General features: G+C 66.2%; 11 protein-coding genes and 2 pseudogenes. 8 read left to right on the top strand and 5 right to left on the bottom strand.

Features of this window, described 5'->3' with window-relative positions; translation table 11 throughout:
* Window positions 1–7 precede the first annotated feature (7 nt).
* Window positions 8–1,992, bottom strand: a pseudogene (locus tag A2G06_03830) (hydrogenase).
* 143 nt (window positions 1,993–2,135) lie between these two features.
* On the opposite strand from A2G06_03830, the gene A2G06_03825 reads away from it, so the two are divergent.
* The 4 genes from A2G06_03825 to A2G06_03810 all read left to right on the top strand — a co-directional run bounded on the left by A2G06_03825 (window position 2,136) and on the right by A2G06_03810 (window position 5,479).
* Window positions 2,136–2,372 (top strand): antitoxin, encoded by a 237-nt coding sequence (locus A2G06_03825; protein ID ANA39639.1) that lies wholly within the window; start codon window positions 2,136–2,138, stop codon window positions 2,370–2,372.
* Window positions 2,365–2,703, top strand: coding sequence for a toxin, MazF family protein (locus tag A2G06_03820; protein ANA39638.1), 339 nt, complete (start codon window positions 2,365–2,367; stop codon window positions 2,701–2,703). Before A2G06_03825 ends, A2G06_03820 begins: the two co-directional genes overlap by 8 nt.
* 87 nt (window positions 2,704–2,790) lie before the next feature.
* Window positions 2,791–3,468 carry a PTS fructose transporter subunit IIA gene (locus tag A2G06_03815; protein ANA39637.1) on the top strand — a complete coding sequence of 226 codons (678 nt, stop codon included), beginning with the start codon at window positions 2,791–2,793 and terminating at the stop codon, window positions 3,466–3,468.
* A gap of 4 nt (window positions 3,469–3,472) precedes the next feature.
* Complete coding sequence (locus A2G06_03810) at window positions 3,473–5,479, top strand: hydrogenase (protein ANA39636.1); 2,007 nt, start codon at window positions 3,473–3,475, stop codon at window positions 5,477–5,479.
* A gap of 8 nt (window positions 5,480–5,487) precedes the next feature.
* On the opposite strand, the gene A2G06_03805 is transcribed toward A2G06_03810, so the two are convergent.
* On the bottom strand, window positions 5,488–6,525 hold the full coding sequence (locus A2G06_03805; protein ID ANA39635.1) for a rod shape-determining protein MreB: 1,038 nt from the start codon (window positions 6,523–6,525) through the stop codon (window positions 5,488–5,490).
* Between the two features lie 201 nt (window positions 6,526–6,726).
* Between A2G06_03805 and A2G06_03800 the strand changes: the two genes are divergently transcribed.
* Window positions 6,727–7,155: a transcription elongation factor GreAB gene (locus A2G06_03800; protein ANA39634.1), complete on the top strand. Its 429-nt coding sequence runs from the start codon at window positions 6,727–6,729 to the stop codon at window positions 7,153–7,155.
* Window positions 7,156–7,235: 80 nt separating this feature from the next.
* On the opposite strand, the gene A2G06_03795 is transcribed toward A2G06_03800, so the two are convergent.
* Window positions 7,236–8,063: a UDP-3-O-[3-hydroxymyristoyl] N-acetylglucosamine deacetylase gene (locus A2G06_03795; GenBank protein ANA39633.1), complete on the bottom strand. Its 828-nt coding sequence runs from the start codon at window positions 8,061–8,063 to the stop codon at window positions 7,236–7,238.
* Between the two features lie 168 nt (window positions 8,064–8,231).
* Between A2G06_03795 and A2G06_03790 the strand changes: the two are divergent.
* Window positions 8,232–8,904, top strand: a pseudogene (locus A2G06_03790) (FeS-binding protein).
* A gap of 14 nt (window positions 8,905–8,918) precedes the next feature.
* Here the strand turns inward: A2G06_03790 and A2G06_03785 are convergent.
* Complete coding sequence (locus A2G06_03785; GenBank protein ANA39632.1) at window positions 8,919–10,397, bottom strand: polyphosphate kinase 2; 1,479 nt, start codon at window positions 10,395–10,397, stop codon at window positions 8,919–8,921.
* A gap of 225 nt (window positions 10,398–10,622) precedes the next feature.
* On the opposite strand from A2G06_03785, the gene A2G06_03780 reads away from it, so the two are divergent.
* On the top strand, window positions 10,623–11,054 hold the full coding sequence (locus A2G06_03780; protein ID ANA39631.1) for a hypothetical protein: 432 nt from the start codon (window positions 10,623–10,625) through the stop codon (window positions 11,052–11,054).
* A gap of 9 nt (window positions 11,055–11,063) precedes the next feature.
* Here A2G06_03780 and A2G06_03775 read toward each other — a convergent pair whose 3' ends face one another.
* Entirely contained in the window at window positions 11,064–11,669 is a 606-nt protein-coding gene (locus A2G06_03775) for a chemotaxis protein CheD (protein ANA39630.1), read from the bottom strand.
* A gap of 365 nt (window positions 11,670–12,034) precedes the next feature.
* On the opposite strand from A2G06_03775, the gene A2G06_03770 reads away from it, so the two are divergent.
* Entirely contained in the window at window positions 12,035–12,730 is a 696-nt protein-coding gene (locus A2G06_03770; protein ANA39629.1) for a hypothetical protein, read from the top strand.
* Window positions 12,731–12,951 lie beyond the last annotated feature (221 nt).

Below are 12,951 nucleotides of genomic sequence, written 5' to 3'. Positions count from 1 at the left end.
CTCCCCGTCAGTGGGCCCAGACCATCAACAGAAAGAGCGTGGTCAGGATGTAGAGCATGTAGAGGTGCAGCCGGCCGTGCTGCAGCCGCCGCAGGAAGGCGAAGGAAAAGCCCGCGGCCCGGAACAGCGGCATGATCACCCGCTCCAGGATCGTTTCGGTGGGCACGAACCGGAACAGCGCCGGTGCCGGGAAGAATCCCGCCACGGCCGGACCTTCCCGGCGGGGGGCGACGACCCCCTCGAACTGCCTCACCAGGGAACCGGCAAAGGAGACTCCCGTGTATTGCATCCGCGGCGACGGGACCGGATAGCCGCACCCCCAGGTAGTGCCCCGCACGGCCGGGGTCCGCTTCAGCCGGTACATCAGGAGCAGCCCCGCAAGGATCACCGCAGCGCCCAGCATGCCCGCCCCCAGGGTGAGCCACCCCAGAGGAACGAGGGTTTCGAGGGCTGCCGGGGGAACCATGCCGAAGGCCGCCACGGCCGGTTCCACCAGGCAGAGCACCGGTCCGGGCGCGATCCCCGCCGCCAGGCAGAGCAGGGCCAGCAGCCCCATGGGCACGCCCATCCGCCAGTCGGGCAGGTGGGGATGATGATGCGCGCCGCACCGGGGAACCCCCAGGAAGACCACGCCGTAGAGCTTCACGAAGGAGACCACCGCAATCCCCCCCACCACGGCCAGGAGCGGCGCCGGCAGGGCCAGGAGCGGCACCGGGTCAGCCACGGCCTCGCCGAAGAAGCGGCATAGAGCAGGAATTCCCCCACGAAGCCGTTCAGGGGCGGCAGGCCGCAAATGGCCAGGGCCCCCACCAGGAAGAAGAGCGCGCTCCGGGGCATGAGGCGGGCGAGCCCCCCCATCCGGTCCATCTCCCGGGTGCCGGTGGCATGGATCACCGCGCCGGCCCCGAAAAAGAGGAGCGGCTTGAACAGGCTGTGGTTGAGCAGGTGGAGCAGCGCCCCGGTCATGCCGAGGGTGTAGAGGGGGACGTTGCCGGTGGCCTCCCCCACCAGGGCCGTGCCGATGCCCAGGGCGATGATGCCGATGTTCTCGATGCTGCTGCAGGCCAGCAGCCGTTTCAGGTCGCGCTGGGATGCCGCCAGGACGATGCCGGCCAGGGCCGAGACCACCCCGAGCACCAGGATGAGGCCGCCCCACCAGAGGGGCACCGGCGCGAAGAACGAGATGGTCCGCACCAGCCCGTAGATACCCATCTTCAACATGACGCCCGACATGAGGGCGGAGACGTGGCTCGGCGCGCTGGCATGGGCCGCGGGCAGCCAGATGTGGAGCGGCATGATCCCGGCCTTGGCGCCGAACCCCGCAAGGGCGGCCAGGAACAGGACCGTGGCCGGCACCAGGGCCGGGTCGAGGCTGTGGGGCGCCGGAAACACGAAGGAGCCGGTGGCGCCCCGCAGGATGCAGAAGAGAACGAAGAGCGCCGCCGTGCCGGCATGGGTCGCCGCCAGATAGACGATCCCCGCCTGGCGCACGGCCGGGTCACGGTGCTCGGTGGCGAGGAGGAACCAGGCCGACAGGGCCATGGCCTCCCACGCCATGAGGAAGAGGACGCCGTTGCGGGCCACCACCAGGCCCGCCATGGCCGCGGCCAGAATCCCGTAGAAGAACGTAAGGGCCGGCTCGGTGGAACGGTTCTCGGCGGCGGGCCAGTAGCCGAGAGCGTAGAGGGAGCCGCAGCCGAAGACGAGGAAGACGGGGATCAGGAAGAGGGCCGACAGGGGGTCGACGGCCAGGTCGGCCGGGCCGAAGGGGAGGGTCCAGGCAAGGCTGAAGGCCGTTGTCCGGTGTTCCAGCAGCGTCCGCACCGCACCGGTCAAGCCCAGGAGAGACGCGGCCGCAGCCATGACGGCGGCCAGAATCTGACCCGGCACGAATTTGCGCGCCAGCACGCCCGGAACGCCGGAAAGGGCCGCCAGGACTATGGCGACGAGGATCTGAGAGGCGGGGTCCGCCCCTTCTAACGCGGATTCCATGGTTCTCCACCCACTAACGACACATAGAAACAGCAAAACACACAAAAAACGCTAACACCTTACAAAACTATATGGTACTATTTTTTATGCGTCAATAACATTTTATGACGTATAGAGGTCGAAAGACTTCTAAGGAGACGAAGATGCCGAACACCCGACTGAACATCTCGCTGCCGACCCACATCGTGGACGACATCAAGGCGCTCTACGGCCCCCGGGGGCTGAGCCAGTTCCTGGAGGAGGCGGCCCAGGAGAAGCTGGCCGCCGTGAAGCGGGAGGCCTTCAAGGGACTCATTGAGGGGTACCGCTCAACCGCGGACGAGACGGTGGAGGTCCTGAAAAAACTCGAAGCGGCAGTGACGGAGGAGCGGGATGTTTAAGCGGGGGGGGATCTATTCGGTCAACCTGGCCCCGGAGGGGAACGGCACGCCGGAAACCTGTCCCTGCGTAGTGGTGAGCAACAACATCAGCAACGAATTTTCGCCGGTGGTCACCATCATCCCCCTCTCCTTCCGGAACCTGGAGAAGATCTACGAATTCGAGACGTTTCTGCCGGCCGCCAAGACCGGTCTGGCCGCCGACGCCAAGCTCAGCTCCCACATTATCATCACCATCGACAAGGCCAAGGTGGTGGGGGAACGATTGGGGTTCCTGAGCAAGACGCTCATGGAGCAGGTGGAGAAGGCGCTCCGGTTTCAGTTGGAGCTCTAGCAGGACGGGGATTCCGCGGAGAACATATCCCGCAAGAAACCACCCGGCGGAACGATCGAAGGAACTGAACGCCCACGAGGTGAATCCATGTTGTTGAACGCTGCGGAAGCGGCCCGACTTCTTTCAACCGACGAAAAGACCGTCAAGCGCTGGATCAGGCGGGACGGGCTCCCGGCCACGCCGGTGGACGGCGAGCCCCGGATCAACCGTATCGACCTGCTGGAGTGGGCCACGGAGCGGGGAATCAAGGTCCTGCCCGAGGCCTATGCCGGCGCCGGAGACGAGCCGGGGCTCTTCCCGTCCCTCTCCTCGGCCCTGCAGGCAGGGGGCATCCATTGCAACGTGCCGGGGGACGACAAGCTGACCGTCCTGCGCAACGTGGTGGACCTCCTTCCCCTCCCCCCGCAGGTGGACCCCGAATTCGTGCTCCAGGTGCTCCTGGCCCGGGAAGCCCTGGGCACCACCGCCATCGGCGACGGCATCGCCATCCCCCATGTGCGCAACCCGATCCTGCTCCAGGTGGCCGGCTCGAGCATCACGCTCTGCCACCTGGCTGCGCCCGTGGACTTTGGCGCCCTGGACGGCAAGCCGGTGCAGATCCTCTTCACCCTCACCAGTCCCACCGTGAAGGCCCACCTTCACCTGCTGTCGAGGCTGGCCCATGCCCTGCGCGACCCGCGGCTGCGGGAGGCCCTGAAACGTCCCTGCGACCCGGCGGGCATCCTGGCCGCCGTGGCCGAAATCGAACGATCCCTGGGAGGATGAGCCGATGACTGATGGAGGGGGAATGGTCTCGCCCGGCATGCTCCTGCTCTGCGCCTCGGCCCTTGCCGCCCTGTCGGGGGTGCCGCTGCTCGTCAGAAGCCTTTCCCCTGCCGCCGGCCAGAAGATGGCCACGGCGCTCATGCTCCTGGCCGCCGCGACCGGCCTGGGCGGCGCCGCCACCACCCTCGTCGCCGGCCGGACCGATACCTTTCTCCTCTCCTGGGGACTCCCCTTCGGCCCCGCCGAAATGGCCGTGGACCCCCTCTCCGCCTTTTTCGCCCTGCCGATCCTCCTCGTTGCCGCCTGTTGTTCGGTCTATGGCCTCGGCTACTGGCCGGCACGGAACAATCCTCGCACGGTACGACGCCTGACCTTCTTCTTCGGCCTCCTCGTAGCCGCCCTGATCGGGGTGATCGTGGCGCGCAACGGGGTCCTCTTCCTCGTGGCGTGGGAGATCATGGCCCTCTCCGCCTATTTCGTCCTCACCGCCGACCACGGGAAGCCCGAGGTGCGGGATGCCGGCACCCTCTACCTGATCACCACCCACATCGGCACCCTGGCCCTGTTCGCCCTGTTCTCGCTCCTCAAGGGGACGGCGGGGTCATACCTCTTCCCGGCACCGGCTTCGCTGGCAACCGGCGGAGGGGTCGGCGCCGGCATCTTCCTGACCGCGCTCCTGGGCTTCGGCCTCAAGGCCGGGCTCATGCCGCTCCACGTCTGGCTCCCGTCGGCCCACGCCAACGCCCCGAGCCACATCTCAGCCATCATGTCCGGGGTAATCCTGAAGCTCGGCATCTACGGCATGGTCCGGACGGTTTCCTTCTTTGCCCAGATTCCGCTCTGGTGGGGGATCGTCCTGCTGGTGGCGGGAATGGCGTCGGGGATCGCCGGGGTAGCCTTCGCCCTGGGCCAGCATGACCTCAAGCGGCTCCTGGCCTACCACAGCATCGAAAACATCGGCATCATCGCCATGGGGCTCGGCACGGCCCTGGTGGGCGCGGCCATGGGGGTTCCCTCCCTGGCACTCCTCGGCATGGCAGGGGCGCTGCTCCACGTGCTGAACCACGCCACCTTCAAGGCGCTCCTCTTTCTCGGCGCCGGCACGGTGATCCATGCGGTGGGCACCCGGGAGATCGACCGGATGGGAGGCATTGCCCGCGCCATGCCCCGGACCGCCCTCCTCTTCCTGACCGGGGCCGTGGCAATCTGCGGGCTGCCGCCCCTGAACGGCTTCGTGAGCGAGTTCCTCATCTACCTGGGGGTCTTCCGGGAGGCGGTCCACGGCACCGGCGCGGCCGCGGCCGTCACATCACTGGCCGCGCCGGCCCTGGCCCTGGTGGGGGGGCTGGCGGTTGCCTGCTTCGTCAAGGTCTTCGGCGTGGTCTTCCTGGGGCTCCCCCGGAGCGAAGAGGCTGCCCGCGCCCACGAGGCAGGACGCCCCATGCTCGCGCCCATGGCCGTGCTGGGCGCGGTCTGCGTCGTGGTCGGCCTGGCACCGGCGGCCGTAGCGCCGCTGCTTGACGCCGCGGTGCACGCCTGGCGCCCGGAACTGGCCCTCACGGCCCCGGCCCTGGCCGACCTGGTGCCCCTGGGATGGCTCATGGCCGTTGCCGCCGGAGCCCTCGCGACCGTGGCCGTCATCGCCCTCCTCTACGCCCGGCGGTTGGCCGCCGCGCCCCGGGGCGCCTCGCCCACCTGGGGCTGCGGCTACCTGGCCCCCACCCCCCGGATGCAGTACACCGCGTCATCCTTTGCCGACATGTTGGTCCGGCTCTTCGGCGGCATCCTCCGCCCCCACGGCACCCGGCCCGGCATCCGCTCCTGTGCGCCGGCGCCGGCGGAGTTTCACACCCATGTCCCCGAAACGGTGCTCGAACACCTCTACCTCCCGTTCATCACGTGGGCGAACGGCAGGCTCGCCCCGATCCGGAGGCTCCAGCACGGCCGGTTGCACCTTTACATCCTCTACACCCTGATCACCCTGGTGACGCTCCTGCTGTTCGGCATGTGACCGCCCGGCTATCCCCGTTCGACTTTCCGGAGCACCCCCAGATAATCGAGTCCTGCGGCCGAGCCCCGGGCCACGCAGGAAAGGGGGTCGCGCACCCGCGTGACCGGCAGCAGCACCTCCCGCTCCAGGACCCGGTCCATGCCGCGCAGCAGGGACCCGCCGCCGCCCATCAGGATGCCCCGGTCCAGGAGATCCAGGGACACGGTCGATGGAATCCCGTCGAGGCATGATCGCACCGCCGCCGCAATGGCGGCCACCGGCTCCCGCAGGGCGGCGCACACCTCCCTGCTGCTCACCGAAATCTCCATCGGTAGCCCCCGCGCCACGCCGCGCCCGCGCACCCGGGCCCGTTCGGGAGGGCCGTCGTCCGCGGCCGCGCCGAGCCGGATCTTGAGATCCTCGGCTGTCCGCTCCCCCACGAGCACCCCCCGCTCCCGCTCCAGATAACCGGCAATGGCCGCATCCATGGCATCCCCCCCCACGGGCACCGTCCGGAGGCACTGGATGCCCCCGGACGCCACCAGGGCCACTTCGGTAGTACCGCCCCCCACATCCACCACGAGGGTTCCCCACAGGTCTGCCGCATCGGCACCGGCACCGATGGCCAGGGCCAGGGGCTCTTCCATCAGGTAAACCTCGTCGGCCCCGGCCATGCGGGCCACGGCACGGGCGTTGTCCCGGTCACGGACGCTCCCCCCCGCCGGCACCCCCATGATGATCCGCAGGGGGCCATGGGCGGAGCGGGAAATGCTGTCGAAAAACGAGCGCAGCATGCGCGCCCCGGCTGCCAGGTCCACGACCACCCCCTCGCGCAGGGGCCTGATCACGTCGATGCCCGCCGGGGTCCGGCCGAACATCCGGTGGGCGCCGCTCCCCGCGTCCAGCAACCGCGCCATGCCGCCGTCACCGCGCCGGAACGCCACCATGGAAGGCTGGGACAGCACAATGCCCGCCCCCCTCCGGTAAACCCTGGTGGTGGTCGTTCCCAGGTCAACGGCAAAGTCTCCGGACGCCTGCCCGAATATATCCTCTCTCAACGATGCCATCCTCTCCCCCCGGTCGGAACGCCGGGCCCCTTGAATCGAGCCGCGGATCACTGGCAGCCAGTGTACACGAAACGTTTTTTTATACAACATTACGTGCGGTTAAACCGTAACCATTGAATACTTGCCAGCGATGTGTATTATTGAAAGCATTTATCCGGAGGGGAACCGGACGTGCCCCTCTTACCGACCGGGAGTGACATCATGAAAAAGAAAGCGGAAGAGCGATCGATCTATATCACCGAATTCGATTTGACCAGGCTTGAAGAGCTGCTGGACAAAATCGACACGGAGAGTTCGCGGGACAGCAGGCACCTGCAGGAGCTGGAGGACGAGCTGTTGCGCGCCGAGGTGGTGGACCCGCGGCAGATTCCGGCCGACGTGGTCACCATGAATTCGCGGATTGCCCTGAAGGACCTGGCCACGGGAGAGGAGATGGTGTACGAGCTCGTCTTTCCCTCCGATGCGCGGCTGGAAGAGAACAGGATATCCATCCTGGCCCCTGTCGGCACTGCCCTGCTCGGGTACCGGGCCGGGGACACCATCTCCTGGAAAGTTCCGGGGGGCACCAGAAAGATCAAGATCACCAAGATTCTCTACCAGCCGGAAGCGGCGGGGGATTTTCATCGCTAACCGGCACGCCTGGTTTCCGAAACGAAAAAGCCCGCTCTTGGCGGGCTTTTTCGTTTTCCGGGCCGGTCAAACCGGCGCCGTCAGTAAATGGCGTAATTGTCGGGGTCGGCGAAAATCTCGCGCAGCAGCCGGTTGTTCAGGTAGTGGCCGGTCTTGTTTGCCTCCACCTTGCCCAGCATGCGGTAGCCGCAGGTAAACAGGTCGCCGATGAGGTCGAGTATCTTGTGGTTCACCAGCTCCTTCTTGTAGCGGAGACCGTTGGGGTTCAGGATCTCGTCGCCGCCGATGACCACGGCGTTGTCCAGGGACCCCCCCTTGGCAAGGCCCGCCTTGCGGATCGCCTCGATCTCCTCGTGGAGGACAAAGGTGCGCGAGTTGATGATGGAGACGGCGTTCTCCACGTCCATGAGCCGCTTCCGCTGCTTCCCCACCGGCGGGCGGAACTCGATGGTCATGGTGATGTCGAGGGTGTTGAGGGGTTTCACCCGCACCCAGGCGTCGTTATGGCGCGCCTCCACGGGGCGGAGCACCTTCAGGTAGACCCCCGTTTCCGGAAACTCGTAGACCCCGGCCCGCCAGATCTCGTGGTAGAACTCCCAGGCCGAGCCGTCCATGATCGGCACCTCGGGGCCGTCGATGTAGACGAGGCAGTTGGTGATCCCCGAGTAGTAGAAGGCCGCCATCAGGTGCTCGATGGTGGATACCGACTTCCCGTCCGCCGCGATCTGGGTCGAAAGCCGGGTATCCGCCACCATGTCGTAGCGGGCCGGGATAAGTTGTCCCTGGTAGACGAAGGCGATGCCGAACTCCCGGCGGGGAATGAATTCCAGGGTTACTTCCCGTCCCGTATGGAGACCGATGCCGCTCAGCTTGAAAATCCGGTTGATGGTTGTTTGTCGTTTGTTCATGGTCCCTTGTGCGTATCACAAATTCTGCGCCGGAAAAAGAAAAAAGAAGTGCCGCAAGACAACCTAAATATTAAAATATAATATATTCAATATATATTATTGACAGAATACGCGGGCGGCACTATGATGACAATGAATTCTGACGCAGGCACGGAGGACGACAATCCCATGGAGCACATGAACGGCGCCATCTCCCTTCCCTTTCAGAAACCGGTTGCAGCCACCCATCGCTGGGTGCTGGCCCTGATCATGGTCCTCACCATCGCCGTCGGCTGGCGCTATCCCCTCGTGGGATTCGTCGTTCCCGCTGCCATGGCGGCCTCCATCGCCGGCAGCTTCTTCAGGGGGCGGTACGTGTGCGGCAATTTCTGCCCGCGGGGCAGTTTCTTCGACACCCTGTTCCGGCTGGTGGGGGCCCCGCGACGTCCCGGCGCTCCTGCGCGGCTCAGCCTTCCGCTGGGCCTTTCTCGCGCTCCTCATGGGATTCCTTGGGTGGCAGATCTCCCGCAACCCCGCCGACCCGGCCCACTGGGGCTTCGTTTTCTGGATGGCCTGTGCCCTGACCACCGGCATCGGCATCGTCCTGGGCCTCGCCTTCCGGGCCCGCACCTGGTGCCTGGTCTGCCCGGTGGGTACCATGGCGAACGCCATCGGCGGCGGAAACTGGCAGATGACCATCGCGGAATCGTGCGTCGGCTGCGGCTCCTGTGAGCGTCACTGTCCCATGGGGCTGACCATCGCGGCCCACCGGCAGGAGGGGACTCTCCCCCACCGGGACTGTCTCAAGTGCTCTTCCTGCGTGGACGCCTGTCCCCAAAACGCCCTCGACTGGCCGTCCTGAAAAGGGGATGGCCGCTATAAAACCGCCTCGATCCGCTCGCAGAGCGTCCGCAGCACCTTGATCCGGGCATACAGCTTGTTCTCGGCCTCCACAAGGGTCCAGGGCGCGATTTCCGTGCTCGTGCGGTCGATCATGTCGCAGGCGGCCGCCTCGTACTCGCCCCATTTTTCCCGGTTGCGCCAATCGTCCTCCGTTAGCTTGAAGCGCTTGAACCCGGTCTCCTCCCGTTCCCTGAAGCGCCGCAACTGTTCCTCCGGGCTGATGGCCAGCCAGAACTTGGCCACCACGATCCTGCTCTCCACCAGTTGCTCCTCGAAATCATTGATCTCGCTGTAGGCCCGCATCCAGTCCCCACTGGAGCAGAGGCCCTCCACCCGCTCCACCAGCACCCGGCCGTACCAGGAACGATCGAAGATCGCGAAACGCCCCAGGCGTGGGACATTACGCCAGAAGCGCCACAGGTAGGGCTGGGCCAGTTCGTCCTCCGAGGGGGCGGCAATGGGCACCACCCGGTAAATCTTGGCGTCGAGGGCCTGGGTGATCCGCCGGATGGCGCCCCCCTTGCCGGCCGCGTCGCTCCCCTCGAACACCGCCACCACCGCCCGCTTGCTGAACTTGGGCTCGCGGGTCAGCAGGCTGAGCCGCCCCTGGAGCTCCTCCAGCTCTTCTTCGTAGCGCTTCTTCGTTATCGTGCGGGAGAGGTCCAGGGAGCGGAGCAGCATTACCGCGTCCGTTGCGGGGGAGGCGGGGAGCGCCGTGCGGGGCTGATGGGGCGTTTCGGGGGTGTCGAGCCGGGCGCGCAGGGCGGAGAGAATCGCGCTCCCCACCGTCAGGGAGCGGTAGCGGGGATCGACGCCCGACACCACGGTCCAGGGAGCCTCGGCAGTGCTCGTTGCCCTCAGGACATGGGTGGCGAGGTCGCGGAACCGCTCGTACACCTTGAAATTCTTCCAGTCCCGGGCCGTGACCCGCCAGCGGGTCCGGGGGTTTTTCTCCAGGGCCTTGAGACGCCGCTCCTGCTGGTCCCGGGACAGATGGAGCCAGAACTTGAGAACCAGGGCCCCCTCGTCCGCCAGCATCCGCTCGAAGCGCCTGACCCGCTCCAGGGCCTGGTCGAGCTTCGCCTGTTTGCTCCGTCCCTCCATGTGGGCCGAAAGCGCCCCGCTGTACCAGGACCCGAAAAAGATGCCGATCTTCCCCCGCGGCGGGAGGGAGCGCCAGAACCGCCACATGGGGGGACGCTCCCGCTCCTCGTCAGAGGCGTCGCCAGGCGCGTTGGTTTCCACATGGCGCGGATCGAGCCACTCGTTCAGGATGTTGACCGTCTCCCCCTTGCCGGCGCCGTCCACGCCGCTGATGAGGATCACGACCGGAAAACCGCGGGCTTCGAGCAGATCGTACTGGGCATCGAGCAGGGCCTCCCGCAGGGGAGGAACCCGGGCCCTCCAGGTTTTCTTGTCCATGGCATGGTCCAGTTCGGCCGATTCGAACATTGCGCCCTCCCCTGTCGGGTGTACATCCGGAAAAAAGGATACCACAGGAAAGACGGGACCGGAACGGTAGCCTCGCCGGGTCTGCTCCCCGGGACAACGCCCCCCCTGCGCCCCGGAAACGACCCGACATCGGGTCGCATGCCCTGCGATGTCGATGGCTTCGCGGCCCGGTTCCCCCTAGAGTGGAGACATGCGGAACATTTCGGGATGCAACGGGAGGGAACCATGGAACGGATGAAACGGACGGCGGGAGCTCTGCTTCTGGGTCTGGCACTGCTGCTCGGGGGATGTGGCGGGGGGGAGGTCCGCATCTCGGCGGAAATCCCCGTGGCGTACCCGGTCGACTACGCCCCTTCCATCACCTGGCTCAGTTTCTGGAAGGATGCGGACCGCTACTTCGTGCTGGGGTCCATCGACTTCACCGACCCGGACGCGGACACCGGTACCATGACCATCGTCGTGAGCGACAGCCTCGGTCGGGTCGTGGCGCGGACGGTTGCCGGCCTGGATGACTACGTGGGCTACACCGGCGGCACGGTTTCGTTCTCGATCGACTACCTCACCTATCCGCCAGGGACCTACACCTTTACCATCTATCTCACCGACCGTTACGGCAACCTGTCGAACCCGGTCTACGGCACGTTCCCGGCATGGTGAGGCCTCGACCTACCCCGGCAGCCAGAGGTCGACCGAGGCCGGTTCCTCATCATGGGCACGGACCCCGTGCTCCCACACGCTCCGGTCGCGCTTGGCCACCACGAGACTCCGCTGGAACCGGATCTTGCGGACGAACACGGAAAAATCCGCTGTATCGAAATAGATCACACGGCCCCGCTCCCCTTCCAAGTCGGCCGAGAGGAGCGGAATCCCCTCATTGGCGAGAAACTCCCGGACGAACCGGGCATTGACGCTGCCGACGCAGGAAAAGTTGCCAACCTCGGCGCGATTGACCAGAATTGAGGCACCGCCGAAGGCCTTGGCGCGGAGGTTCTCCCGCCGTGCGCCGTGGCGCATGAGGGAGTTGATGAGTAACTCCATGGAGTGGATGCCGTAGCGCCCCGCCTCGGTGAAGCAGAACGGCATGGTGCGGGAGTAGCGGCGATTGCTGAGCAGAAAATGGTTCATCCCTGCCACGCCGTTTTCCGGGTCGAACAGGCAGGCGGCCACGCACGAACCGAGGAGCGTCGAAATGACTCCCCCGCCTGTGGTGACGTGATATTCGCCGGGAGCGATGCGGACAATGTGACGGCCTTCAAGGCGTTGATGACGCATTGTTACAGTATAGCAGAATAGGTGTATCCCGTATGCCCGCAACCTGTGCTCAGGCCAAGATTTCCTGCGTAGCCGGCAGCAGAAGGCACAGACGGGCGGTGCCGAGTCCGCGGGCCGCATCGTGAATCAGCGCCATGCCATTCGCTTTCATGGCATGACCTCCCGTTGATGTCTCTCTGCCCCTGCGGCCTCATGTCCCGTGCCAACGCGCAGGCCGGTGGAGACTCCTTTCCATGTCACGGGTTGCGTGCCCCCTTTGTCCACGCGCCCCGCCCGACGTCCGCCCTTTGACACCTTTTTGTTCTCGTTTAAAATTAGAGCCTGAGGCAGGCGCCCTGCCGTGATTGAGCCGGAGGCTTCGGACCATGGTGGACAACGTTCTGGCAATCCTGCGCATGGGTGAAGAGCTGGCTGACCTGGCAGCCGTCCAGTTCGACGGGGTCACGGACCCGGCCGGCATCGCCCCGGCCACAACCCGCATCGTGGCCCGCGCCGAAGCACTCCTCTCGGCACGGCCTAACAGGGGCCACGACGTCCGGATCGCCTGCGGCCCCGGCTGCATGACCTGCTGCATCGTAAACGTGTCGGTTCTCGTGCCCGAGGCATGGACCATCGCCGCCTGGCTTCGGCAGCGCCTCGGCACCGGGGAGGCGGACCGCCTGGCGGAGCGGCTCGCTGCTGCGGCACGCGCCATCCGCTGGCTCGACGATGCCGACCGGATCAGGGGCGCAGTGACGTGCCCCTTCCTCGACGGGCGGGGCTGGTGCTCCATCCATCCGGTCCGGCCCCTCATGTGCCGCGCCCTCACCTCCATAGACGCGGCCCAGTGCCGCCGTGCCCTGGAGTCGCGCACCTCGGACGAAGACGTGGCGCTGGAGTGCAACCTGTTCCAGAAGTACCTCATGGAACAGGCCTACCGGGCCGTCGCCGCCGCCCTTGAACGGCGGGGGATGGACTCGGCGGGACGTGAGCTGGTGGGCACGGTTGCCCGTTTCCTGAACGAGCCGCGGCTCGCTGACGAATTCCTGGCTGGCAGATTGATCACCCTCCCGGAATCCTGAAGCTTTCCCCCTCGTCGTGCTCACCGGGGCAGATTTTTTTCGGGCGCACGGGGTCACGGAGCCGGAGAATCCGCTGGCGGCTTCCTGCCATTCATGTGGCGCAGACGTGACTGTCCCAGAAGGGGGCGAGAAACGACAACCCCGGAGGAACACTCCGGGGCTCTGGTCGGCAAGGGGGGGACGGCAGTGCCACCGCACGCGCCGGTTGTGCTGCGATAGGT

It is taken from the genome of Geobacter anodireducens, from assembly GCA_001628815.1.
In the GTDB taxonomy this organism is placed as follows: domain Bacteria; phylum Desulfobacterota; class Desulfuromonadia; order Geobacterales; family Geobacteraceae; genus Geobacter; species Geobacter anodireducens.
Note: the sequence above shows the minus strand (reverse complement) of the source record. Positions and strands in the feature narration are given on the sequence as shown.

Excerpts from the sequence above, each read along its gene's own strand:
- A2G06_03820 (ANA39638.1), top strand. The coding sequence starts at position 2,365 with ATGTTTAAGCGGGGGGGGATCTATTCGGTCAACCTGGCCCCGGAGGGG.
- A2G06_03775 (ANA39630.1), bottom strand. The coding sequence starts at position 11,669 with ATGCGTCATCAACGCCTTGAAGGCCGTCACATTGTCCGCATCGCTCCC.
- A2G06_03795 (ANA39633.1), bottom strand. The coding sequence starts at position 8,063 with ATGAACAAACGACAAACAACCATCAACCGGATTTTCAAGCTGAGCGGC.
- A2G06_03780 (ANA39631.1), top strand. The coding sequence starts at position 10,623 with ATGGAACGGATGAAACGGACGGCGGGAGCTCTGCTTCTGGGTCTGGCA.
- A2G06_03825 (ANA39639.1), top strand. The coding sequence starts at position 2,136 with ATGCCGAACACCCGACTGAACATCTCGCTGCCGACCCACATCGTGGAC.
- A2G06_03810 (ANA39636.1), top strand. The coding sequence starts at position 3,473 with ATGACTGATGGAGGGGGAATGGTCTCGCCCGGCATGCTCCTGCTCTGC.
- A2G06_03805 (ANA39635.1), bottom strand. The coding sequence starts at position 6,525 with ATGGCATCGTTGAGAGAGGATATATTCGGGCAGGCGTCCGGAGACTTT.
- A2G06_03815 (ANA39637.1), top strand. The coding sequence starts at position 2,791 with ATGTTGTTGAACGCTGCGGAAGCGGCCCGACTTCTTTCAACCGACGAA.
- A2G06_03770 (ANA39629.1), top strand. The coding sequence starts at position 12,035 with ATGGTGGACAACGTTCTGGCAATCCTGCGCATGGGTGAAGAGCTGGCT.
- A2G06_03785 (ANA39632.1), bottom strand. The coding sequence starts at position 10,397 with ATGTTCGAATCGGCCGAACTGGACCATGCCATGGACAAGAAAACCTGG.
- A2G06_03800 (ANA39634.1), top strand. The coding sequence starts at position 6,727 with ATGAAAAAGAAAGCGGAAGAGCGATCGATCTATATCACCGAATTCGAT.